22 protein-coding genes are annotated in these 21,804 nt (G+C 65.3%); 12 read left to right on the top strand and 10 right to left on the bottom strand.

What is annotated here, in order from left to right:
• Positions 1–3 precede the first annotated feature (3 nt).
• Both AB5K84_RS13105 and AB5K84_RS13100 read right to left on the bottom strand, forming a co-directional pair.
• On the bottom strand, positions 4–828 hold the full coding sequence (locus tag AB5K84_RS13105; protein WP_441232463.1) for an aspartate dehydrogenase: 825 nt from the start codon (positions 826–828) through the stop codon (positions 4–6).
• Between the two features lie 38 nt (positions 829–866).
• Complete coding sequence (locus tag AB5K84_RS13100) at positions 867–1,784, bottom strand: LysR family transcriptional regulator (protein ID WP_028176218.1); 918 nt, start codon at positions 1,782–1,784, stop codon at positions 867–869.
• 152 nt (positions 1,785–1,936) lie between these two features.
• Here AB5K84_RS13100 and AB5K84_RS13095 point away from each other — a divergent pair, with 152 nt between their 5' ends.
• The 5 genes from AB5K84_RS13095 (at position 1,937) to AB5K84_RS13075 (ending at position 5,779) form a co-directional block, all read left to right on the top strand.
• A complete protein-coding gene (locus AB5K84_RS13095; protein WP_441232462.1) occupies positions 1,937–3,235 on the top strand; it encodes a D-galactonate transporter in 1,299 nt (432 codons plus the stop codon).
• Between the two features lie 24 nt (positions 3,236–3,259).
• Positions 3,260–4,333 (top strand): tartrate dehydrogenase, encoded by a 1,074-nt coding sequence (locus AB5K84_RS13090; protein WP_028176220.1) that lies wholly within the window; start codon positions 3,260–3,262, stop codon positions 4,331–4,333.
• A gap of 284 nt (positions 4,334–4,617) precedes the next feature.
• A complete protein-coding gene (locus tag AB5K84_RS13085; protein ID WP_110117081.1) occupies positions 4,618–5,073 on the top strand; it encodes an Hsp20 family protein in 456 nt (151 codons plus the stop codon).
• Positions 5,074–5,192: 119 nt separating this feature from the next.
• Complete coding sequence (locus AB5K84_RS13080) at positions 5,193–5,510, top strand: hypothetical protein (RefSeq protein ID WP_161533711.1); 318 nt, start codon at positions 5,193–5,195, stop codon at positions 5,508–5,510.
• Positions 5,511–5,536: 26 nt separating this feature from the next.
• On the top strand, positions 5,537–5,779 hold the full coding sequence (locus tag AB5K84_RS13075; RefSeq protein WP_051000309.1) for a hypothetical protein: 243 nt from the start codon (positions 5,537–5,539) through the stop codon (positions 5,777–5,779).
• Between the two features lie 340 nt (positions 5,780–6,119).
• Here the strand turns inward: AB5K84_RS13075 and AB5K84_RS13070 are convergent, their stop codons facing one another.
• Both AB5K84_RS13070 and AB5K84_RS13065 read right to left on the bottom strand, forming a co-directional pair.
• Positions 6,120–7,046, bottom strand: a complete 927-nt coding sequence (locus AB5K84_RS13070) for a LysM peptidoglycan-binding domain-containing protein (protein ID WP_441232461.1) — start codon at positions 7,044–7,046, stop codon at positions 6,120–6,122.
• A 182-nt stretch (positions 7,047–7,228) separates the two neighbouring features.
• Positions 7,229–7,849, bottom strand: coding sequence for a CGNR zinc finger domain-containing protein (locus AB5K84_RS13065; RefSeq protein WP_441232460.1), 621 nt, complete (start codon positions 7,847–7,849; stop codon positions 7,229–7,231).
• Positions 7,850–7,980: 131 nt separating this feature from the next.
• On the opposite strand from AB5K84_RS13065, the gene AB5K84_RS13060 reads away from it, so the two are divergent.
• Positions 7,981–8,832 carry an alpha/beta fold hydrolase gene (locus tag AB5K84_RS13060; RefSeq protein WP_441232459.1) on the top strand — a complete coding sequence of 284 codons (852 nt, stop codon included), beginning with the start codon at positions 7,981–7,983 and terminating at the stop codon, positions 8,830–8,832.
• A gap of 134 nt (positions 8,833–8,966) precedes the next feature.
• Here the strand turns inward: AB5K84_RS13060 and AB5K84_RS13055 are convergent, their stop codons facing one another.
• A complete protein-coding gene (locus AB5K84_RS13055; protein WP_441232458.1) occupies positions 8,967–9,683 on the bottom strand; it encodes a hypothetical protein in 717 nt (238 codons plus the stop codon).
• A gap of 287 nt (positions 9,684–9,970) precedes the next feature.
• On the opposite strand from AB5K84_RS13055, the gene AB5K84_RS13050 reads away from it, so the two are divergent.
• A complete protein-coding gene (locus AB5K84_RS13050; RefSeq protein WP_441232457.1) occupies positions 9,971–10,894 on the top strand; it encodes an ABC transporter ATP-binding protein in 924 nt (307 codons plus the stop codon).
• Entirely contained in the window at positions 10,891–11,652 is a 762-nt protein-coding gene (locus tag AB5K84_RS13045) for an ABC transporter permease (protein ID WP_011089319.1), read from the top strand. Before AB5K84_RS13050 ends, AB5K84_RS13045 begins: the two co-directional genes overlap by 4 nt.
• A gap of 113 nt (positions 11,653–11,765) precedes the next feature.
• Here AB5K84_RS13045 and AB5K84_RS13040 read toward each other — a convergent pair whose 3' ends face one another.
• Positions 11,766–12,089 (bottom strand): hypothetical protein, encoded by a 324-nt coding sequence (locus tag AB5K84_RS13040; RefSeq protein WP_161533706.1) that lies wholly within the window; start codon positions 12,087–12,089, stop codon positions 11,766–11,768.
• 327 nt (positions 12,090–12,416) lie between these two features.
• On the opposite strand from AB5K84_RS13040, the gene AB5K84_RS13035 reads away from it, so the two are divergent.
• Positions 12,417–13,196 carry a L,D-transpeptidase gene (locus AB5K84_RS13035; RefSeq protein ID WP_038966441.1) on the top strand — a complete coding sequence of 260 codons (780 nt, stop codon included), beginning with the start codon at positions 12,417–12,419 and terminating at the stop codon, positions 13,194–13,196.
• A gap of 17 nt (positions 13,197–13,213) precedes the next feature.
• On the opposite strand, the gene AB5K84_RS13030 is transcribed toward AB5K84_RS13035, so the two are convergent.
• Positions 13,214–14,476 (bottom strand): hypothetical protein, encoded by a 1,263-nt coding sequence (locus tag AB5K84_RS13030; protein ID WP_038966440.1) that lies wholly within the window; start codon positions 14,474–14,476, stop codon positions 13,214–13,216.
• A gap of 156 nt (positions 14,477–14,632) precedes the next feature.
• Between AB5K84_RS13030 and AB5K84_RS13025 the strand changes: the two genes are divergently transcribed.
• The gene (locus AB5K84_RS13025; protein ID WP_441232456.1) at positions 14,633–15,616 is read left to right on the top strand and encodes a glycerophosphodiester phosphodiesterase; all 984 of its coding nucleotides are present in this window, start codon (positions 14,633–14,635) and stop codon (positions 15,614–15,616) included.
• A gap of 75 nt (positions 15,617–15,691) precedes the next feature.
• On the opposite strand, the gene AB5K84_RS13020 is transcribed toward AB5K84_RS13025, so the two are convergent.
• Positions 15,692–17,971: a spermidine synthase gene (locus AB5K84_RS13020; RefSeq protein ID WP_441232455.1), complete on the bottom strand. Its 2,280-nt coding sequence runs from the start codon at positions 17,969–17,971 to the stop codon at positions 15,692–15,694.
• 306 nt (positions 17,972–18,277) lie between these two features.
• On the opposite strand from AB5K84_RS13020, the gene AB5K84_RS13015 reads away from it, so the two are divergent.
• Positions 18,278–19,888: a phytoene desaturase family protein gene (locus AB5K84_RS13015; protein ID WP_441232454.1), complete on the top strand. Its 1,611-nt coding sequence runs from the start codon at positions 18,278–18,280 to the stop codon at positions 19,886–19,888.
• 287 nt (positions 19,889–20,175) lie between these two features.
• Here the strand turns inward: AB5K84_RS13015 and AB5K84_RS13010 are convergent, their stop codons facing one another.
• Positions 20,176–20,331, bottom strand: a complete 156-nt coding sequence (locus AB5K84_RS13010) for a Flp family type IVb pilin (protein ID WP_011089327.1) — start codon at positions 20,329–20,331, stop codon at positions 20,176–20,178.
• A gap of 164 nt (positions 20,332–20,495) precedes the next feature.
• On the opposite strand from AB5K84_RS13010, the gene AB5K84_RS13005 reads away from it, so the two are divergent.
• A complete protein-coding gene (locus AB5K84_RS13005; RefSeq protein ID WP_011089328.1) occupies positions 20,496–21,383 on the top strand; it encodes a 50S ribosomal protein L11 methyltransferase in 888 nt (295 codons plus the stop codon).
• A gap of 232 nt (positions 21,384–21,615) precedes the next feature.
• Here the strand turns inward: AB5K84_RS13005 and AB5K84_RS13000 are convergent, their stop codons facing one another.
• On the bottom strand, positions 21,616–21,795 hold the full coding sequence (locus tag AB5K84_RS13000) for a hypothetical protein (RefSeq protein ID WP_375762299.1): 180 nt from the start codon (positions 21,793–21,795) through the stop codon (positions 21,616–21,618).
• Positions 21,796–21,804: the final 9 nt, after the last annotated feature.

Below are 21,804 nucleotides of genomic sequence, written 5' to 3'. Positions count from 1 at the left end.
GGTTTACGTCCCGACGCACAGTGTGGCGCGCTGCTTGCGCAGCAGCGCGATTACCGACAGCGCGGTGATGATCCCGGTCTTGGGATTTTCGGAGGGGATGTTCTCGATCGACATCGAGAAGCGCGCCGAATCCGCCTCGACCTCGATGCGGTGAACGTTGCGCGTGACGGTCGGATCGGCCCAGATCTGCACGGAGGTGCGATCAGGCCCGACACCCGCGAGCGACAGCGCGACCGCGACGTTGAGATTGGCCGGGAAGCCTTTTGCGGCCTCGCGCGCCGTACCCTCGAACAGCTTGAGCGGCTCCCGCAGCTTGTCGATGTCGATGTTGTTCTGGACGATGAAGGGCGCACCCTTCAGCCCGTCGATCGGCTTGCGCGTCACCATCTTCACCGAATGTATGGTGCCGATGGCAGCGGCGTTGACGGCATCGAGTCCGATCAGCGCGCCGGTCGGCACGATGATGCGGCCGCCATTGGCACGGGCGAGATCGACGAGATCGAAATTGTCGAGCAGCCCGCCGACGCTGACGACGACAGCGGCCTTGCCGCGCTTCACTGCCGGCTCGACGATCGCGCGCAGCTGGCTGCTCGGTGCGCACTCGACCACGATGCCGGCGGCCTCGCCGAGCTGGTCGATCGGCAAAACCCGCGGCGGGCGGCGCAGTCCGTTGAGGAACGCCTGATGCTTGGCGGGATCGCGCACGGCGACGGCGGACAGTGTCAGCCCCTCGATGCCCTGATCGAGCGCGGCCGCGATCTTGGTGCCGATCGAGCCCAGGCCTGCGATGGCCACCCGTAATTCGCTCGAAGCTTTCCGATCCGTCATCAGCTTCCACCTTCTATCCACGCCAATGTCATAGCCCCTCAGGCCTCGCGCGCATAGCTGCGCAGGCGGGCCTCGAGCACCGCCAGCATCGCATCGCGGGCCGGATCGCGCGAGCCGCGCAGCCAGGCGGCGGCGAGCGGCAGCCGGCCGACCGGGCCGCTCTGCTTCGGCCGGAGCGGCACGAAGCGCACGCCTGATACCGCCATGCGCGTGGTCCAGCGCGGCACGATCGCCACCCCAAGCTTCGTTGCCACCAGATGGATGATGGTCTGCTTCTCGTCGGCGACCTGCACGATGCGCGGCGTGAGGCCGGCCTGCTCGAACAGCTTGATCGTGAGATCGTGGCTGTGCGGCCGCGATCGGCGGTCCGGCACCAGCATGGCCTCGTCGGCGATCTGCGCCAGCGTGATCGACTTGCGCTCCGCGAGCGCGTGGCGCTGCGGGAACGCCACGATGGCGGTCTCCTGGAGCAGATCGCGGAATTCGAGCCGCTTGTCCGCGCTGTCGGGCGGGCGGACGAAAGCGAGATCGAGCGCGCCGGTCAAAATCTTCGGCAGCAGCCGGACCGTCTTGTCCTCCAGAAGCTGCACCGCGATGTCGGGATGCTTGTCGCGAAAATCGCGCAGCAGCGGCGGCAGCAATCCCGCCGCCGCGCTGTCGATGGCGCCGACCCGCAGCCGCCGGGCGGCCCCGGCACGCGAACGGTTGCGCAGATTATTCTCGACCGCCTCGACCTTGGCGAGGATGGCGCGGGCATCGCGCAAAAGCGTCGCACCGTCTTCGGTGAGCGACACCGCGCGCGTGGTCCGCGCGAACAGCCGCGTGCCCAGGTCCTCTTCCAGCAGCCTGATCTGGCGCCCGAGCGCAGACGGCAGCATCTGGAGCTGCTGCGCCGCATGGCCGAAATGCAACTGCTCGGCCGCCGCCACGAAGCATCGAAGCTGATGCAATTCCATCCAGGGTCCTCTCGCCTCTCCTCGCGAGGATTATATCATTTTTTTGTATAAACCAGCGCCAATTGAGTCCCCCCTTTCCTCCCGACTACGTTGCCGGCATGGACCTCCGGGTCCGCCGACACAACAACAAGCCGGAACTTGAGGAGGCCAGGGTGGCGAACGAGATTCAGACGCGCGTGCTGCGCAAGATCACCTGGCGCATCGTTCCCTTCATCATGCTGCTCTACTTCGTGGCCTTCATCGACCGCGTCAATATCGGCTTCGCCTCGCTGACGATGAACAAGGACATCGGCCTGTCGCCCGCGGTCTACGGCTTCGGCGCCGGCATCTTCTTCTGGGGTTATTTCCTGTTCGAGGTGCCCTCCAACATCATCCTGCACAAGATCGGTGCGCGGATCTGGATCGCGCGGGTGATGATCACCTGGGGCATCGTGTCGGCGGCGATGGCGTTCGTGCAGGGGCCGACCGGCTTCTACATCCTGCGCTTCCTGCTCGGCGTCGCCGAGGCCGGCTTCTTTCCCGGCATCATCCTCTACCTCTCCTACTGGTTCCCGGCGCGCCAGCGCGCCGCGGTGACCGCGCTGTTCATGGCGGCAGCGCCGCTCTCCACCGTGCTGGGCTCGCCGATATCAGGTGCGCTGCTGGAGATGGACGGCCTGCTCGGCTTCAAGGGCTGGCAATGGCTGTTCGTGCTGGAGGCGCTGCCGGCCGTGCTGCTCGGCTTCGTCGTGCTCGGCTTCCTGACCGACCGCCCCGAGAAGGCGAAATGGCTCACTGATGACGAGCGCCGCTGGCTGGTCGAGACCATGAACGCGGAGACCACCAGCAAGGCCGCAACCGCGAGCCACAGCATCTGGCGCGGGCTTGCCGATCCGCGCGTGCTGGCGCTGGCGCTGATCTATTTCGGCACCTCGGCCGGCCTCTACACGCTCGGCGTCTGGGCGCCGCAGATCATCAAGCAGTTCGGCCTGTCCTCGCTCCAGGTCGGCTTCCTCAACGCGCTGCCGGCAACCGCCGCGGTCGTCGCCATGATCCTGTGGGCGCGGCATTCGGACCGCACCGGCGAGCGGACCTGGCATGTGGTGTGGGCGTGCCTGCTCGCCGCAGCCGGGCTCGCCTATGCCGGCCTTGCGACCGGCGTCGTCGCCGTTTTGGTTGCGCTCGCGCTCGTCAACATCGGCATCTCCTCGGCAAAACCGCCGCTGTGGAGCATGCCGACGCTGTTCCTGTCCGGTCCCGCGGCCGCGGCCGGCATCGCCACGATCAACTCGATCGGCAATCTCGGCGGCTTCGTCGGGCCCGCCATGATCGGCTGGATCAAGGACCAGACCGGCAGCTTCGTCGGCGGGCTCTACTTCGTCGCCGGCCTGCTCGTTCTCTCCGCGGTCCTCACCCTGCTATTGTCGCGCGCGCAGACCGCGCCCGTCGAACCCGTCCCGCAATCCCACTGATCATCTCTCAAACGGAGCATTTCCATGCGCACCCATTCGATCGCAGCCATCCCCGCCGACGGCATCGGCCCCGAGGTCATCTCGGCCGGCGTCCGCGTGCTGGAGGCGCTGGCCAGGCGCAGCGGCGACCTCGCCTTCAACGTCAAGACCTTCGACTGGGGCTCGGACTACTACAAGAAGCACGGCGTGATGATGCCGGCCGACGGCCTCGCGGAGCTGAAGAAGTTCGACGCGATCTATTTCGGCGCGGTCGGCGCCCCCGACGTGCCCGATCACATCACGCTGTGGGGCCTGCGCCTGCCGATCTGCCAGGGCTTTGACCAATACGCCAATGTGCGGCCGACAAAAATCCTGCCGGGCGTCGCCTCGCCGCTGCGCAATGTCGGCGTCGGCGATCTCGACTGGGTGATCGTGCGCGAGAACTCCGAAGGCGAATATGCCGGCATGGGCGGCCGCGCGCACAGAGGTTTGCCGGAAGAGGTCGGCACCGAAGTCGCCGTCTTCACCCGCGTCGGCGTGACGCGGATCATGCGCTACGCATTCCAGCTCGCGCAGTCGCGTCCGCGCAAGTTCCTGACCGTCGTGACCAAGTCGAACGCGCAGCGCCATGGCATGGTGATGTGGGACGAGATCGCGGCCGAGGTCGCCGGCGAATTCCCCGATGTGACCTGGGACAAGATGCTGGTCGACGCCATGACGGTGCGCATGACGCTGCATCCGAAGAGCCTCGACACCATCGTGGCGACCAACCTGCACGCCGACATCCTCTCCGACCTTGCCGGCGCGCTGGCGGGAAGCCTCGGTGTCGCGCCGACCGGCAACATCGACCCGCAACGCCGCTTCCCGTCGATGTTCGAGCCGATCCACGGCTCGGCCTTCGACATCACCGGGAAGGGCATCGCGAACCCCGTCGCGACCTTCTGGACCGGCGCGCAGATGCTCGAGCATCTCGGCGAGAAGGACGCCGCGTCACGGCTGATGACGGCCGTCGAGCGCGTCTGCGCGGCCGGCGTGCTGACGCCCGATGTCGGCGGCAAGGCGACGACGAAGGAGGTGACCGACGCCGTCATCGACGCGATCCACGGTTCGAACGTGTAGTGGGTTCAGCAACGCCGGCGCGGCGACCATGGTGGGCTCCGACGGCGTTGCCGGCGGCGCCCGGCGCCTGACCTTGGTCGCAGGCACGACCACCTCCCTCCGCGAGGCGCGGGAGGGTCCAAAAATTTTAGCCCCCCTCTTGAAACCGAAACTGCGTTTTTTTATTTTTCCGTTGCCGCCGAGAGGTGGCGTCCCCGACGCCTCATGGGTCGGGAACGACTGAGACGGGCACCGGTCGTGTCCGGTGCCGCTCGTATCCATTTTGCTCCTTGGAGGATTTGGCTATGCGCACTTACGACTTCTCTCCCCTGTGGCGTTCGACCATTGGCTTCGACCGCCTTTTCGACCTCGTTGAAACGGCACAGCGTGCCGGCGAGGATAATTATCCCCCCTACAACATCGAACGCGTCAGCGAGGATCGCTACCAGATTTCGCTCGCGATCGCGGGCTTTTCGCCCGACGAGGTCTCCGTGACTGCCGAGCAGAATGCGGTGATCGTCGAGGGAAACAAGGCGGACAAGGCCGAACGCGAGTATCTCTACCGGGGCATTTCCGCGCGGCCCTTCAAGCGGCAGTTCAACCTGGCAGACTATGTTCAGGTGCAGAGCGCCGCGTTCGAGAACGGTCTGCTCAAGATCGAACTGATCCGGGAGATTCCTGAAGCCATGAAGCCGCGGCGAATTGCCATCAAAGGCGCGCCGTCCGGCACCGTGCATCAGATCGAGGGCAAAGCCGCCTGATTTTCGTTTGTCGAGGGCTTGGTGATCCCGCCTGATCGTCGGGCGGGACCGACCGTGGCCTTCGACCGCGCCCCCCAATGCAAACAGAGGTTTTAGCGAAAGGAGAAGGAGGACCTCTCATGATCGATCATGCTGACAACATCATCGACCTGAACGCAATACTGCACCCCGGCTCTGTCTATGCTCATCCCCGCGACGTCGTCGAGGATCCGGCTCTGTCGATCGGCGAGAAGCGAGCGATCCTCGCGTCCTGGGCTTCAGACGCCGCCAGCGTTGCCTCAAACCCGGCGCTGAGAGAACTGCCGGGCTCGGACAAGCCCGTCACCATCGACGAGATTCTGGACGCGCTTGCGATGCTGGACCACCATCCAAAGGGTCCTCCGGGCGGCAAGCCGGTCCGCACGCGGTCCATCTTGCGAACCGGTCTCGCAGCCTAGGCAACGGCCGCTCAAGGGGGATTGCGATGATGATTGATGAAGAGCTGGCCTTGTTGCGCGCACACCGCAACAACATCGGCCGTTACCAACGATTGCTCAAGACCGAACTGACGGAGGTCGAGCGGCGGTTCATTGAAAGGCGCCTGTCCGAGGAGCGTTCCGCGATCGAAAAGCTTGCAGCCTCTGCGTTTCCCCTCACCCTTCGAGCTCCAAAGAGGGCGATCGGGAAGGCAACCATGCTCATGACGCAAGCTGACACGGCGAATTGAAATGTCCGATAACCTCCCGACCTTCGAAATGTTCTTGAGGAGATACGGCCGAAGGACATGGCGCTGGCGTGTCTGCACGACCGAAGGACATCTCGTCATGCACGGGTCCGAAAATGGCCGGCCTGCGGCGAAATATGCGGCGGAAAGGGCATTGTTTCTGATGCTTCTCGCCGCGCCCTATCGACCGGCGAGCCAAGCTTCCGCCATGGCTCGCTCGTCCTTGGCGACACCAGCACCAAGATGGCTGCCGCGGCAGCGGTTGCGTGAATGACAAGGCAACACACGGAATGGCGCTCGGCGTCAGGCCACGTCCGTCCCGGCGATCTCCGCTGCTAACCGCTTACCGCCGCGCCGGAGGCGGCGGCGTCGTCAGCGCTGCCGTCGGCTCGGGCGGCGTCAGATGGCGCGGGACGACGATGGACTGGCCGGGCGTGAGGGTCGCGTTCTCTGCAAGCGAGTTGCTCTGCGCGATCGACCACAGCGGCACGCGATTGGCTGCGGCGATGCTCTCCATGGTGTCGCCGCGGCGTACCGGCACCCGCACGCCGGAGTCCCACAATTCCACCAGCGTATTCGCCGGCACGAGATAGCGCAGCGGCACGGCATCGCCCTGGGCCTGCGCGGGAATGCGCGGCAACTGCGTCACCATCTCGACGATCTGGCGATGGATGTCGTCGGACTTCTCGATGTTGATGTGCGAGACGCGGCTGTTCTCTTTGAGATCGTAGCTCGCGTAATGGCCGCGATAGCCGGGCACGGCCACGACATCGCCGCCGCCGAGCACGCTGTCGGACAGGAAGATGTTGATGAAGCGCTCGACATTGAGCGGCACGTCGCCGGTCGCATGGGCGGGATCGATAGCGATGACGAGGCTGATCGGGATGTTCTCCTTGGCCGCCATCTCGGAGATGACGACCGAGCACAGCCCGCCCATGGAGTGACCGATCAGCACGATCGGCGCCGGCGTTTCCTTGTAGCTGGAGATGGCACGATCGCCGATCCATCGGCAGATGGTGAATTCGTAGACGTCGGCGGAGAAGCCGGCCTTCGTCAGCTTCTCGCCAAGCCGGTCCATGCCGGTCGAGAAGATCGGCCCCATGGCGCCGCGGAACAGGTAGATCTTCGGCGGCGGCAGCGGCTCGGCCGGCGGCGCAACGGGCGCGGCCGCGGCAGGCTTTGACTTGGCGGGTGAGGCAACGGCCGCACCGGTGCTCAAGGCGAGCAGCGCAACCGCTGCCAGCACGAGGATTCGCCTTGGATCAAGCATCAGTCCAGCAGTCCCACCACGGAAGGCAAACGCCGTCCCCCGGTTGCTTAGTGACCACCGATTGGGTGGAATTTGGGGCACGGAACGCGGTCGCGACACGCGGTCCCCCCATCCCATCAGGAGCCCGTGATCTGCCGGACGCGCCCAACAGGCAGCACGAAGCCACCACCTGCCTGCCCTCGTCACTGCCTGCTCTTGAGCCGATTGCGGTGTGCGGCCTGCTTGGCGCGGTTGCCGCAGACCGCCATGATGCACCATCGCCGCGCGCGCCTGCGGGTGTGGTCGGCGAACAGCATCGTGCAGTTGTGGCCCTCGCACGCCTTCACGTCGGAAAAGTCCTCGTCGCAGACGAACGTGGCCAAGGCCTCGCCGACCGGCAGCAGCAGGGATTCGGCCGAGCGCCAGCGCCGCTTCGTTTGCAGCTTCAGAACGCCGCCAACATCACCGTGTCCCGGCTCGATCTGGCGGAATGACTCCTCGCGCTCCAGCAGGCCGTTCAACGGACCGAGTTCGCGCAATGCATCCGCCGTGAGCGGCCGGCCGGCATGCTCCAGAACGAAACCACGAAACCATTCGCGCAGGGCACGCGCCCGATCCGCGACCTCATCCAGCTCACCCGGCGCCGCGCGCGCCTTCAGTGCGTGCAGTTCATCCGCCGGCACCAGCTTCGCCTGCTCCAGCCAGTCGATCAGGCCATCGCCATCGTCGATCCAATCGACGGGCGTATCGACCGGCGTCGCCACCGAATTCAGGAAATCGAGGCCAAGCGAGTCGGCGATGAACATGGCGGGTGGGCGGTCCATGAGCGGTCCTTGGCCGGTCTGAAGAGGCAGGGCAGAAGTAACCTGATAAACACCAATTGACAAGTTACTCGCCAACGAAGTAACCTTATTAATGACATTAAACAGGTTACTTGGACGAACGGAGACTGGCTATGGCCCCGACCACCTATCGCACCGCAGACGTTGATGGCTTCAAGGTGTTCTATCGGGAGGCAGGCACTGCCGGCGCGCCAAAGCTCCTGCTGCTGCACGGCTTCCCGAGCGCCGGCCACATGTTCCGCGATCTGATCCCGCTGCTCGCGGACAGGTTTCACATCGTGGCACCGGACCTGCCCGGCTTCGGCCAATCCGACATGCCCTCGCGCGAAACCTTCCGCTACACGTTCGACAACATCGCTACGGTGATCGAACGCTTCACCGAGGTGATCGGCTTCGATCGTTTCGCTGTCTACGTCTTCGACTATGGCGCGCCGACCGGCTTCCGGCTCGCGCTGAATCACCCCGAGCGGATCACGGCGATCATCTCGCAGAACGGGAATGCCTACGAGGATGGACTCAGCGACGGCTGGACTCCGATAAAAGCCTATTGGCAGGATCCTTCGCCCGCCAACCGTGAGGCGCTGCGCGGCTTGCTCACGCCGGACGCGACGCGTTGGCAGTACACGCACGGTGTCCCCAATCCGTCCCTGGTGTCGCCGGACGGGCAGAACCTCGACAATTTCTACCTGGCTCGACCGGGCTCGGACGACGTGCAACTCGACCTGTTCGGCGACTACAGGAGCAACGTCGCGCTCTATCCGTCATTCCAGGACTATTTCCGCACCTACAAACCACCGTTCCTGGCCGTCTGGGGCAAGAACGATCCGTTCTTCATCCCGCCCGGCGCCGAGGCGTTCAAGCGCGACAATCCCAACGCAGTGGTTCAGTTCTTCGACACCGGACATTTCGCGCTGGAAACGCACGCGAGGGAAATCGCGGAGAGCATTCGCGCGTTCTTGGGATGACGATGTGAGCGCGCCATGACGCGCGTCCGCTCACTTCCACTCTTCGCGATCACTCTTCGCGATCTCTGAGCTTGCCGGTCAATGCAGAGAGACAGCTGCGCGGTCGAACAACATGGCTCGCCGCGCAAAGCTCCTCAGTTCCGCGGCGCCGCCGCCGCTGCCGAGCGCGCCTGCCGGGGGGCGCCGGGTTCGGCCGCAACCGGTGCCGGCGCGCGCGAGCGCATGATCGCGGCGTCGATCTCGGCGATGACGCGGCGCTGGATCGCCTCGTTCTTGTCGATCGAGATGTGGCCGACGCCGGTGCCGCGCACGTCGACATTGTCGAGCTTGCCGCGCAGGCCGGCCGCCGGCCGCACCGGCTCGCCGGGACCATCGCCGATATAGATGTTGATGTAGCGTTCGGCGCCGGTCGAGAGCCTGGTCTTGAACACGGAATCGAGGCCGATCGCGAGCTTCACGGGCACGCCGAGCTGGTTGAGCTTGGCGATCATGTCCGGCAGCGCAGTCGCGCCCGAGGAATGGCCGACCAGGATGATTGTCTTGACGCGGCCGGCCCTGTAGGCGGTCGCAGCTTCATTGGCGAGTGAGGACCAGGAGACGAAGTTCGCGACCGTCACCGGGATGCCCTGCGCCTCGAGCCGGGCGCCGATAGTGTCGAGCCCGAGCGAGAAGATGTTGAGCACGCCACGGAGCAGGTAGACATGCGTGGTCGCGGCCGCGGCCTGGCTCGGCGCCGCCCTTGCGGTGGTCGGGCTCATGGCGACAGCTGACAGCAGGAGCAGGCACATCGCCCACACACGGATGGCGGGCAATTGGCTGGCGCCGGCGGTGTGACGGCCGTTCGGTCTCATCGATGGTTTCCCTGGGGACAATACGCTTTGCGATTGGCCGGAATCGTAGCCACGGCCTGCTCGCAGACGCAACAAAGAGCCGCGTGAGCGACAATCTTAGCAGCAAGCCGTGACCATCGCGCAACACTTGCCCGAAACCTGCCACCGAAGGGCCTGTTTTGAGACCATTTTTCTCCGGCCAATTGCGACCGGGCAATGGCATTCCTATCTCAGGGCACCGCTGACCGGCCCGCCTGGGCGGGTTCCAGCTCCATTCCCCAGCCTTTCCCCTCAGACTTGCGGCCATCATGTCTTCCATCATTTCCGTCGCCAATTTGTCGAAGACCTATGGGTCCGGCTTCAAGGCGCTCAAGAACGTCAATCTGGATATCAAGCGCGGCGAGATCTTCGCCCTGCTCGGGCCGAACGGCGCCGGCAAGACCACGCTGATCTCGATCATCTGCGGCATCGCCAATCCGAGCGAGGGCCGCGTTCTCGTCGGCGGTGAGGACATCCAGACCTCCTACCGCAAGGCGCGCTCGCTGATCGGCCTGGTGCCGCAGGAACTCCACACCGACGCCTTCGAGAGCGTCGGGGCGACCGTGAGCTTCTCCCGCGGCCTGTTCGGCAAGCCGAAGAACCCAGCCCATATCGAGAAGGTGCTCAAGGACCTCTCGCTGTGGGACAAGAAGGACAGCAAGATCATCACACTCTCCGGCGGCATGAAGCGCCGCGTGATGATCGCCAAGGCACTGTCGCACGAGCCGCAGATCCTGTTCCTGGACGAGCCCACCGCCGGCGTCGACGTCGAGCTGCGCAAGGGCATGTGGGAGGTGGTGCGCACGCTCCAGCAGTCCGGCGTCACCATCATCCTCACCACGCACTACATCGAGGAAGCCGAGGAGATGGCCGATCGCATCGGCGTCATCAACAAGGGCGAGATCGTGCTGGTCGAGGACAAGGCGACCTTGATGCAGAAGCTCGGCAAGAAGCGGCTGACGCTGCATTTGCAGAACAAGATCTCCTCGCTGCCGGAGAGCCTTGGCCATTACGAGCTCGACCTCTGCGATTCCGGCGCGACGCTGGTCTACGACTACGACACCAAGGGCGAGCGCACCGGCATCACCAGCCTGCTCAGCGACCTCCGCACCGCCGGCATCCGCTTCAACGATCTCGACACGACGCAATCGTCGCTCGAGGACATCTTCGTCGACCTCGTGAGGACGTCATGAATCACCGCGCCATCCGCGCCATCTATCTGTTCGAAATGGCGCGCACCTGGCGCACGCTGCTGCAAAGCATCGTCTCGCCGGTGGTCTCCACCTCGCTCTATTTCGTGGTGTTCGGCGCCGCGATCGGCTCGCGCATCAGCCAGGTCGAGGGCGTCAGCTACGGCACCTTCATCGTGCCGGGCCTGATCATGCTATCGGTGCTGACGCAGAGCATCGCCAACGCCTCGTTCGGCATCTACTTCCCGAAATTCACCGGCACGATCTACGAGATCCTGTCGGCGCCGATCTCCTATTTCGAGATCGTACTCGGCTATGTCGGCGCCGCCGCGACCAAGTCGATCATCCTCGGCCTGATCATCCTGGCCACCGCCGGGCTCTTCGTTCCATTGCATATCCACCATCCGGTCTGGATGCTGGCCTTCCTGGTGCTGACGGCGGTGACGTTCAGCCTGTTCGGCTTCATCATCGGCATCTGGGCCGACGGGTTCGAGAAGCTGCAGATGATCCCGATGCTGGTGGTGACGCCGCTGACCTTCCTCGGCGGCAGCTTCTATTCCATCGACATGCTGCCACCCACCTGGCGCACGGTGGCGCTGCTCAACCCGGTCGTCTATCTGATCTCCGGCTTCCGCTGGAGCTTCTACGAGATCGCCGATGTGAGTGTGGCCGTCAGCATCTGCATGACGACGGCGTTCCTGGTGATCTGCCTGGTCGCGATCTGGTGGATTTTCCGCACCGGGTACCGGCTGAAGAATTGACCCCTGTCGTCATTCCGGGGCGTGCGAAGCACGAGCCCGGAATCCATTGTGCGACAGAGCTGGTGGATAAATGGATTCCGGGCTCGCGACTTCGTCGCGCCCCGGAATGACAATCACCGATAGCAATGGAAGCGGTGATAGCCGTCATAATACCCGCGGCAGTGACGGTAGTGACGGTGGGGAATGCCCAGCACGCCCTCGACCGCGCCCACGGCGCCGCCGACACCGGCGCCGACCGCGCCCCCGACCACACCGCCCACCGGGCCGGCAATGCGGTTGCCTTCATGGGCGCCTTCCTGGGCACCGCGCACGATGCCCTGGGCATGGCCGGCTTGCGGCAGCGATAACAGCGCGAGCAGGATGGCAGCGGCTGCGAAAAGCAGGCGGACTGGTAAACCGGCCGGCAATTGCGCAGCGGCGATACGGACTTTGTTCATCTTCGATCCCAAGGGAAATACAAGAGGTCAACGGCGGCGAAAACCGCCTGTCAGGTAGGCCATGTTCAACGCCCGGAGCGGCCAAATGGTTGCGCCTTTGTGACGAATTGTCGGCGTCGTGAACGCATCTCCGCTCGCGAAAATGTCAGCATCGCCGCGGGCGGCGCGGCACAAAGCGGCCTTGCTTACATCAGGCATCACGTTAACGATGGCCGGGCCGGCTGCTGGAACGAAAGCCGGATTGCAGGCATAGTGCACGCCGGGGGACGGAGAGCCGCGGCGCTTAGCGTGAACAGGCCGGAGGCCAGAACTCAAATGCGTTTTCAGATGCGTTCGTTTTTCATTACTTTCACCTCCCTGCTGCTTTTGAGCGCGGGCACCGCGCAGGCCAAGGTCGAAATCACCATCGACAAGGACAATCAACAGATGACCGTCGCCGTCGACGGCGTCGCGCGCTATCACTGGCCGGTGTCGACGGGCATTCCCTCGCGCGAGACGCCGAACGGAGCGTTCCGCACCTTCCGCATGGAAGAGGACCACTACTCCAAGGAATTCGACGACGCGCCGATGCCGCACGCGATCTTCTTCACCAAGGTCGGGCACGCCATCCACGGCACCGACTCGGTCGGCCGTCTCGGCACGCCGGCATCCCATGGCTGCGTGCGGCTGTCGCGCCAGAACGCATCGACGCTCTATGCGCTGGTGCAGCAGCAGGGCGTGCTCAACACCACGGTGACGCTGACCGGCTCGGCGCAGGTGGCGCTGGCGCGCAATCCCCGCGGCCGCACCAACAATGCGGTGGCGCGCGCACCGCAGCCCGCGGAAGAGCAGTACGCCACATCAGGCGATCCCGTGAATCTGACGCCGCCGGCGCAGCCCGCCCGCCGCTACATGCCGCAGGACGACAATTACATCTACCCAGCCGACGGCAGCGACACCGGTGCGCGCTATCCGGCGCCGCGTCCGGCCAGCCGCCCGCTCTATGACGCGCAGGTCTATCAGCAGCAGCCGCAGCAATATTACAATCAGGGCTACGGCCAGCAGGGCTACTATCAGCCACAGCCCCGCCAGTACTACCAGCCGCGCGGCTACTACTATCAGAACTGACGCTACCTGAACTGACGCTATCTGAACGCGGCGTCGCCGCGTTCGACGATCTTTCGCGCAGCATCGACGAAAGCGCGGGCGACCGGCTCGAGGATCTCGGGGCCGGTCGCGCCGAGATCGTCCGACGGCGTGTGGAACGTGCGATGGCGGCCGGCCATGCCGAGGAAATTGGGATAGCCCGCCGCGTGCACGTCGCGCAGCTCGCCGACCGCCTGCTTCTCCGTCACCAGACGTTTTGCCGCGACCCCGGCGAAGGCCTCGTCCGTCAGCGCAACGGCGGATTTGCTCAGCACGAGATAGCGCTCTTCCTCCGGCCGCTCGGTGCGGGCGCCTTCCGCAAAGCCATAGCACGCGTTCGACGAACCGAAATGGATCCACGCCAGCGTGTCCTTCGGCGCCGGCGCGCCGTGCTTCAGGAACAGCTCCATGCCGCCGTGACCGATTTCATGGCCTGCGGTGGCGATGAAGACGAGATGCGCCGGCCATTTTTCGGCAGCGACGGTGCGCGCCAGCGCGAGGAAGTTGGCGATGCCGGGGCCACGCTCGCAGACGCAAGAGTACCAGCCGGTCATCGGCGTCGAGACGACGATGGTCGGCCCGCGGCCGGCGCCGGTCTCGGCGATCACGTTGCGGCCGGCGACATCGCGCTCATAATGCCCTTTGACGTCGAAGGTGACGGGTTCGCCCGAGGCGATTGCGCGCTCGAATGTCGCGCGCGACCTGGCACCGACCACCATCACCGGCACCGGCCAGGGCGCATCCTCCTGCGTGACGTTGTAGGCGAAACGATCGTCCGCGGGATTGCCGATCGTCAGCAGGATGGCCGCCGGCTTCCTCGCCGCCGCTTCCGCGATCGCGTCGCGATGGGCGGGGCCGAGATAGGCGCCGCGATCGAATGGCAGCTCCAGCCAGAGGATCTTGCCGGCAACGTCACCGTCGCGCGCAAGCAGCGCGGACAGATGGAAGCTGGCCTTGTCTTCCGGCGGCCACCAGAATGGCGTCGCCTCGATGCTCGTGCCGCTCGCCTCGGCGCTGGCCTGCTCGACGACATATTGCCGGCCGAGCACGACGGGCTGGAAGCTGACCTCGAACCCGGCCTGCTTCATCTCGCCGGCAATCCAGTCCGCCGTCGCGCGGTCGCCGGGCGAGCCGAAGCGGTGCAGGCCGAAGGATTCGTAGCGCGCGACGTCCGCATAGAGGCTCGCGCCCGAAAGCACATCCTTGGCTGCCGCCTGCCCGACCATGAGAACCGCCATCGTTGCGATGAAGATGAGCCGCATATGAATCGTCCCCGGACCGATCCTTTTTTTGGAGGGCCAGTTTCGGCCTTCCACGGCCTCCGTCAACCGCCTGTCGACCACGGGACTGGACGAAACAAGCGAAGATTTCATATGCTTTCCTTTCCCTTGGTCCTTTCACTTGGGCTGCGAACTGTGATGCCGTCACGTGCCGCGACGATCCTGACCGTGCTCTCGGTTCTCACAGCAGGAGAAGCCATGGCCTTGGATCTCGAGGCGCATCGCGGCGGGCGGGCGCTGCTACCGGAAAACACCCTGCCGGCCTTCGCCAACGCGCTGTCGATGGGCGTGGACACACTGGAGCTCGACGTCGGCGTCACCGCCGATGGCGCGGTCATCATCTCGCATGAACGCGGGCTCAATCCCGATCTGGCACGGGATGCGAACGGCGCCTATGTCGCTCCGCCCGGCACGCCCTTCGTACGACTGCGGCTCGAAGAGGTCGGGAGCTATGACGTCGGCCAGCTCCGTCCGGACAGTGCCTACGCCAAGCAATTCCCCGAGCAGCGCGCCGTCCCGGGGACACGCATTCCCACCTTGAGGCAGCTGTTCGCGCTGGTGCGCAAATCCGGCAACGATCGCGTGCGCTTCAACATCGAGACCAAGATCGATCCGAACCATCCGGACGAATCCCTCGACCCGCAAGGTTTTGTCACCAAACTGCTCGGGCTGATCGAGGCCGAGAAGTTTTCCGAGCGCGTCATGATCCAGTCGTTCGACTGGAGGACCCTGCAGCTCGTCCAGCAGCAGGCACCGACCATTCCGACCGTGTACCTGACGCTCCAGCGCGGTTCAGGACAGACCGTGGTGCTGGACAAGGCCACCAACTGGACCGCGGGTTTCAGCCCCGCCGATCACGGCGGCTCGCTGCCGCGAACCATCAAGGCTGCGGGCGGCGCGATCTGGTCGCCCTATTTCGACGATGTGACTGCGGCCCTCGTCTCGGAGGCTCACGGGCTCGGGCTGCGCGTCGTGGTCTGGACGGTCAACAAGCCCGAGGACATGACGCGCATGATCGAGATCGGCGTCGACGGAATCATCTCGGATAGGCCCGACCTGTTGCGGCAGGTTGCGGGCGAGAAGGGACTTGCGCTGCCGGCGGGAACGCCGGTGGCGCCTTGAGCGGTCTCGTGTCCCGGACGCAGCGCAGCGTGCAACGCTGCTCTGCAGAGCCGGGGCACGAGACATCGCAAAAACCTACTCCCCATCCCTCAAGCGCCGGTACAGCGCGCCCAGAATGTTGGAATAATCGTCGGTCCAGACCCGCACCCTGTCGTCGGCTTCGGTCTGCTCCCAGACCTTGGACGAGGCGATCTTGCCGACGTCGGCCTCCTCGCGCGCGGAGATGACGACGTCGGTCGAGAAGATGTAGTCGGCATCCCGCCCGGAATCCTCGTTGAAGACCCAGCTCTTGAGATCGTTGGCATCGGCGATGCCGACCACGACGGTTTCGAGATCGAGATGCCGGTTGGACACGTGCATCACCACGGCGCCGTGCGGAGCGAGCTTGTCCTTGTAGATCTTCATCGCCTCCTCGGTCGCAAGATGGATCGGGATCGCATCCGACGAATAGGCATCGACGATGATCAAGTCATAGGCGCCGTCCGGCTCCTTCGCGAAGGTCAGGCGTGCGTCCCCGATCACCGGCTTCAGGTCCGGCAGGCAGCTCGAGATGTAGCGGAAATTCTTCGGGTCGCGCGCCGCATCGACCATCGACTGGTCGATCTCGAAGAATTTCCAGCTCTCCCCTGGCTCGGCGGCACAGGCGAGCGTGCCCGATCCGACGCCGATCGCGGCGACCTTCAGCGGCGCGCCCTTGCGCTCGCGGAGCGCGGTGATGGCCTGGCCGATGCCGCCGTCCTTGTGATAATAGGTGATCGCCTCGGGCCGCCCGGTGACCGGCGTGCCGTCATTGTTGCGGAAGCGCTCGGCGCCGTGGATCGTGGTGCCGTGCATCAGCACGTGGAAATAGCCGCCGGGCGTCTCCACGATCTTGTGGACGCCGAAGAAGCTGCGCACGGTGGTGACGCGGCCCTCATCCGCCGGATAGACACGGATCAACGCCAGCGCGAGCGCAACCGTGGCAGAGATCTTCCAGCGGCCGGCATTGAGCGCCAATGCCAGCAGCGCGGCGAGCACGCCGACGGAGCCGGCGAACCAGACGCGGTGATCCTCGAACCAGGTCGAAAGGCTGCCTGTGGTGTAGGACGGCGCAACGAGCGCCACCGCGAGCGCGGCGAGCGCCAGCCAGTACCATTTGACGATGCCGGCAAGACGCTCGTTGGCGGACGGGCGGCACAGCGCCGCGAGCGCGATCAGGATCGGATATTCGGCGATCCACGAGAAGGTGAATGGAGCAACGAGGCCTGCAAAGAGGCCGCCGACCATGCCGCCGAACGACAGCGCGACATAGAAGCCGGTGAGATATTTGGCGGCCGGCCGGGTCCGCGCCAATTCGCCGTGACAGGCCATGGCGATGACGAAGAAGCACAATTGATGACCGCCGAGCGTCAGCAGCAGATTCTGTTCGCCCCCGAAGGCCAGCAGGAAGACCACGCCCGCGATCGCCACCGGCTGGAGCATCAGCATCCATTTATGCGGCAGCAGCGGCCGCGACTGGAACACCACCACCCAGGTGAGCAAGTACAGCGACAGCGGCAGCACCCACAGAAGCGGCGCTGCCGCGACGTCGGTGGAGATGTGCGCGGTGACGGCGATGAGCAGTCCCGACGGCACCGCGGCGAGGAAGATCCAGCGCAGCCGCGTCACGAGGCCGGGGGCCGGCGCATTGATCTCCTCGGTCCGCGCATCGACCACCGCCAGTTTTGGCGAGCGCAGCAGCAGCACGCCACAGGCGGCGATCAGGAGAATCAGGAGGCCATAGCCGCCGGTCCAGAACCGGTTCTGCGTGTGCAGCGTGAACATCGGCTCCAGCAGGAACGGATAGGACAACAGCGCCAGGAAGCTGCCGATGTTGGAGGAGGCATAGAGGAAATAGGGATCGTGTCCGGCGGGATGGCCGGTGCGGACGAACCAGGCTTGCAGCAGCGGATTGTTGGCGGCGAGCGCGAAGAACGGCAGCCCGATCGAGACCACGAACAGGCCGAGCAGCCAGACCGCATAGCCCGACGCGGGCGGCTCGCCATAGGCGGTGGCGATGCCGAGCGGCAGCGTGGCGAAGGCCAGGGCCAGCAACACCAGATGCACCACCACCGGAACGATCCGGTTCCGGACCTGCATCAACAGATGCGCATAGGCGTAGCCCGCCAGCAGCAGCGACTGGAAGAACACCATGGCGACCGACCACACCGCCGGCGAGCCGCCCAGACGCGGCAGCACCATCTTCGTGAACAGCGGCTGCACCGAGAACAGCAGCAGCGCGCTGACGAAGATCGCAGCGGTGTAGACCGCCAGCAGCAGCCGGTTGCGCGACGACGACGGCTGCTCCGTGGCGGCGGGTTGCACGATCGAATCCATGAAAGCTCCGGCAAAAGCGTTTTCCGGCGAAGTGGGCACCGGTTCGCGTCGGATAGTTCCTCCGGCGGGCGCCGGACGGGGCGCAATGGAGCACAAGGCGCCTGAACGGGCAATAAAGGGGCTCGTGATGTTGCAGCGAGGAATGCTTGATATAGAAATGTCATTCCGGGATGGTCCGAAGGACCAGACCACAGGTGCGCAGTTGCGCACCGGGGAATCTCGAGATTCCGGGTTCGATGCTCCGGGCCGCGCTACGCGGTCCCGTCGCATCGCCCCGGAATGACTGTGGAACATTCAGAAGCTCCCATGACCGAAACCGACGTCGTCATCATCGGCGCTGGCCATAACGGCCTCACCTGCGCGGCCTATCTCGCGATGGCGGGGTTGCGCGTGCGCGTGGTCGAGCGTCGCAAGGTGGTCGGCGGAGCGGCGGTCACGGAGGAGTTTCATCCGGGTTTCCGCAATTCTGTCGCAGCCTACACCGTGAGCCTGCTCAATCCGCAGGTGATCCGCGACCTCGGGCTTGCCGAGCAGGGCCTGCGTATCGTCGAACGGCGGGCGCAGAATTTTCTGCCAGCGCCGGACGGCAGCTATCTGCTCACCGGCGAGGGACGGACAAAAGCGTCAGTCGCGCGGCTGAGCGCGCATGATGCGGACGCACTCGACGGCTTCTCGCGCGAGCTGGAAGACATCGCCGACGTGCTGCGGCAGTTCGTGCTGCGCGCGCCGCCGAACCTGCTCGACGGTTTTGGCACCAACGCGATCCGCGAGGCCGTGAACGCATTGCAGAGCGCCAACATCCTGCGCGGCCTCACGCTGGAGCAAAGCCGCAGCCTGCTCGATCTCTTCACCCGCTCGGCCGGCGAGATGCTTGACGAGCGCTTCGAGCACGATCTGGTCAAGGCGCTGTTCGGCTTCGATGCCATCGTCGGCAATTATGCGAGCCCCTACGCCGCCGGCTCGGCCTATGTGATGCTGCATCACGCCTTCGGCGAGGTGAACGGCAAGAAGGGCGTCTGGGGCCACGCCATCGGCGGCATGGGCGCGATCACGCAGGCGATGGCGCGCGCCGCGCAGGGCCGGGGCGTCGCGATCGACACGGACGCCGGCGTGCGCGAGGTGATCGTCGAACGCGACCGCGCCGTCGGCGTCGTGCTGGACAACGGCGCGACGATCCGGGCGAAATACGTCGCGGCCAACGTCAATCCAAAGCTGCTCTATACGCGGCTGATCGCGGCCGACGCCCTGCCGAAGGACTTCCTCGCCCGCATCCGGCACTGGAAGAACGGCTCCGGCACCTTCCGCGTGAACGTGGCGCTGGACCGCCTGCCCTCCTTCACGGCGCTGCCGGATGACGGCGATCACCTCACCTCGGGCATCATCCTGGCGCCGAGCCTCGGCTACATGGACCGGGCCTTTCTCGATGCGCGCGCGCACGGCTGGAGCCGCGAACCCGTGGTCGAGATGCTGATCCCCTCCACGCTCGACGACACGCTTGCGCCCGAAGGCAAGCATGTCGCGAGCCTGTTCTGCCAGCACGTCGCGCCGGAGCTTCCCGACGGCAGATCCTGGGACGACCATCGCGACGAGGTCGCCGATCTCATAATCGCGACGGTGGACAGCTACGCGCCGGGTTTTGCGTCAAGCGTGCTCGGCCGCCAGATTCTCTCGCCGCTGGATCTCGAACGGCAGTTCGGCCTCCTCGGCGGCGACATCTTCCACGGCGCGCTGACGCTGAACCAGCTGTTCTCGGCACGGCCGATGCTGGGCCATGCCGATTATCGCGGCCCCCTGAAAGGCCTCTATCACTGCGGCTCCGGCGCCCATCCCGGCGGCGGCGTCACCGGCGCCCCCGGCCACAACGCAGCACAAGCGATCCTGCGGGATCACCGGTCGCTGTTCGGAAGCCGTGGATAGGTCTGTGGATGGGCTGTGGACAGGCTGTCGAGAGGTGTGTGCCCGGGAAGAGGATGGCGGCACCGGACCATCGGGACAAGTCTGGGGAAAGGCGGTGGAAAACCGCTGGCCAACGACGGGACGAGCCGGTGGATAACGCTCTGGCAAATGGCGGACAACCCGTGGATACCGGCCGGGAATCGCACGCGGGAAAATGACTTCGCCCGCCAGGAGCAATTCCTGAGCGGGCGCTAGTCAGACATAGCCTACGAAGAAAGGTGCCCCCGCTGGGAAATGGGAGGCGGAAATTACTTCAAGGAGGTGCTAATCGAAGTGAACTTTTCGTTCATCGTGGTGCCCAGGCCGTTCACCACGGTGATGATCGCCAGCGCGATACCGGCCGCGATAAGGCCGTACTCGATTGCGGTCGCACCGGATTCATTGGACCAGAACTTCAAAATCATGCGCGTCAAGACTCGCCTCCATTTCTATTTCAAGCTGCGTTGGTTCGCCCCAACATCCGAAAATCTACGGAGCGCAACCTTCGGACGGGTTAATCCCGGAACCGCAAGTTATGCGGAAAATTGGGAACAAAAGTTCCAAAAATTGAACCTGACGGAACCCTAGCATGCAGCCTTCCCCCACCCATCGCGCCAGCTTTTCGATCGGCAGCGAGGCCGCGGCCCGGCGCGTCGTCGACGTGCTCACCGAGGTGTTTTTCGAAGGCGATGCCGCGGTCGCCGCCTTCGAACGGCCGGACGGACAATGGGACGTCACGCTGCATTTTGCGGATGCGCCGGACCAGGCTTGGCTGCGCGAACTCGTTGTAAATTCGGCAGGAAATGAGATCGCCGACACGCTTGCCTTCGACACCGTCGAAGCCAAGGACTGGGTCAAGGCCAGCCTGGAAGACCTCGTCCCGGTGCCGGCCGGACGCTTCGTCGTGCACGGCAGCCATGACCGCGACCGCGTCGCGCCGAACAAGCTCAAGATCGAGATCGAGGCGGCGCTCGCCTTCGGCACCGGCCATCACGGCACCACGCGCGGCTGTTTACTCCTCCTTGACCATGTCCTGAAGAGTTCCCGCCCGAGCAACGTGCTCGACCTCGGCACCGGAACCGGCGTGCTGGCCATCGCGGCGGCGAAGGCACTGCATCGCGCCGTGCTTGCCTCCGACATCGACCCGCCCTCGGTGCGGGTGGCGGCCGAGAACGGCCGGCTGAACGAAGTCGGTCACCATGTGCGGGTGATCCGCGCCACCGGCTTCGCCGCGCCGGATTTTGCCCGGGCGGGCCCGTTCGACCTGGTGCTGGCCAACATCCTTGCCAATCCGCTGCGGCACCTGGCGAGCCCGATGGCGCGGCACCTGGCGCCCGGCGCGCGCGTCATCCTCTCCGGCCTGCTGACGCACCAGGCCCCCGCCGTGATCGCCGCCTATCGCGCACGCGGCCTCGTGCCGCTGCGGCATCTGCGGATCGAGGGGTGGAGCAGCCTGCTGCTGCGGAAGGTGGGATAAGCCGATCAAGCATCCGCGACGGCGGTGTGCTCCCTCGCCCCGCTCTTGTCCGCCGAAGCTATGGCGAAGCGGATGCGGGGCCGCGACGAGCTTCGCTCGCGCTGAGAGGGTTGGGGTGAGGGGGAGTCTCCACGGGGGCGGTGAGAACTGGACTCGCGGAGAGTCCCCCTCACCCGGATTGCTTCGCAATCCGACCTCTCCCCGCAAGCGGGGCGAGGTGAACAAACACCGCCTACTCCGCCGGCTTCTCGTCCCGGCGCATCGCGCGCTCGCCCTGCAAGGCGCGCCGGGCGCGGCGCTCGGCGAAACGGTCGATCATCTGGCTGATGAGACCGCGCGGCTTCTTCGGTGTGGTTGTGGCCGGGGCCCGGCGGGCCGGCGGCGAAATCTTCTCAAACGTGAACGCTGGCATCGTGTGTCC

Origin of the sequence: Bradyrhizobium sp. 1200_D9_N1_1, from assembly GCF_052075915.1 — a bacterium.
GTDB lineage: Bacteria > Pseudomonadota > Alphaproteobacteria > Rhizobiales > Xanthobacteraceae > Bradyrhizobium > Bradyrhizobium diazoefficiens.
This window is presented reverse-complemented; position numbering and strand designations above follow the sequence as displayed.

Coding starts and splice junctions, on each gene's coding strand:
- AB5K84_RS13075 (WP_051000309.1), top strand. CDS start 5,537: ATGATGATTGATGAAGAGCTGGCCTTGTTGCGCGCACACCGCAACAAC.
- AB5K84_RS13015 (WP_441232454.1), top strand. CDS start 18,278: ATGACCGAAACCGACGTCGTCATCATCGGCGCTGGCCATAACGGCCTC.
- AB5K84_RS13000 (WP_375762299.1), bottom strand. CDS start 21,795: ATGCCAGCGTTCACGTTTGAGAAGATTTCGCCGCCGGCCCGCCGGGCC.
- AB5K84_RS13020 (WP_441232455.1), bottom strand. CDS start 17,971: ATGGATTCGATCGTGCAACCCGCCGCCACGGAGCAGCCGTCGTCGTCG.
- AB5K84_RS13030 (WP_038966440.1), bottom strand. CDS start 14,476: ATGCGGCTCATCTTCATCGCAACGATGGCGGTTCTCATGGTCGGGCAG.
- AB5K84_RS13105 (WP_441232463.1), bottom strand. CDS start 828: ATGACGGATCGGAAAGCTTCGAGCGAATTACGGGTGGCCATCGCAGGC.
- AB5K84_RS13035 (WP_038966441.1), top strand. CDS start 12,417: ATGCGTTCGTTTTTCATTACTTTCACCTCCCTGCTGCTTTTGAGCGCG.
- AB5K84_RS13050 (WP_441232457.1), top strand. CDS start 9,971: ATGTCTTCCATCATTTCCGTCGCCAATTTGTCGAAGACCTATGGGTCC.
- AB5K84_RS13005 (WP_011089328.1), top strand. CDS start 20,496: ATGCAGCCTTCCCCCACCCATCGCGCCAGCTTTTCGATCGGCAGCGAG.
- AB5K84_RS13025 (WP_441232456.1), top strand. CDS start 14,633: ATGCCGTCACGTGCCGCGACGATCCTGACCGTGCTCTCGGTTCTCACA.
- AB5K84_RS13065 (WP_441232460.1), bottom strand. CDS start 7,849: ATGGACCGCCCACCCGCCATGTTCATCGCCGACTCGCTTGGCCTCGAT.
- AB5K84_RS13085 (WP_110117081.1), top strand. CDS start 4,618: ATGCGCACTTACGACTTCTCTCCCCTGTGGCGTTCGACCATTGGCTTC.
- AB5K84_RS13010 (WP_011089327.1), bottom strand. CDS start 20,331: ATGATTTTGAAGTTCTGGTCCAATGAATCCGGTGCGACCGCAATCGAG.
- AB5K84_RS13100 (WP_028176218.1), bottom strand. CDS start 1,784: ATGGAATTGCATCAGCTTCGATGCTTCGTGGCGGCGGCCGAGCAGTTG.
- AB5K84_RS13040 (WP_161533706.1), bottom strand. CDS start 12,089: ATGAACAAAGTCCGTATCGCCGCTGCGCAATTGCCGGCCGGTTTACCA.
- AB5K84_RS13070 (WP_441232461.1), bottom strand. CDS start 7,046: ATGCTTGATCCAAGGCGAATCCTCGTGCTGGCAGCGGTTGCGCTGCTC.
- AB5K84_RS13055 (WP_441232458.1), bottom strand. CDS start 9,683: ATGAGACCGAACGGCCGTCACACCGCCGGCGCCAGCCAATTGCCCGCC.
- AB5K84_RS13090 (WP_028176220.1), top strand. CDS start 3,260: ATGCGCACCCATTCGATCGCAGCCATCCCCGCCGACGGCATCGGCCCC.
- AB5K84_RS13080 (WP_161533711.1), top strand. CDS start 5,193: ATGATCGATCATGCTGACAACATCATCGACCTGAACGCAATACTGCAC.
- AB5K84_RS13060 (WP_441232459.1), top strand. CDS start 7,981: ATGGCCCCGACCACCTATCGCACCGCAGACGTTGATGGCTTCAAGGTG.
- AB5K84_RS13045 (WP_011089319.1), top strand. CDS start 10,891: ATGAATCACCGCGCCATCCGCGCCATCTATCTGTTCGAAATGGCGCGC.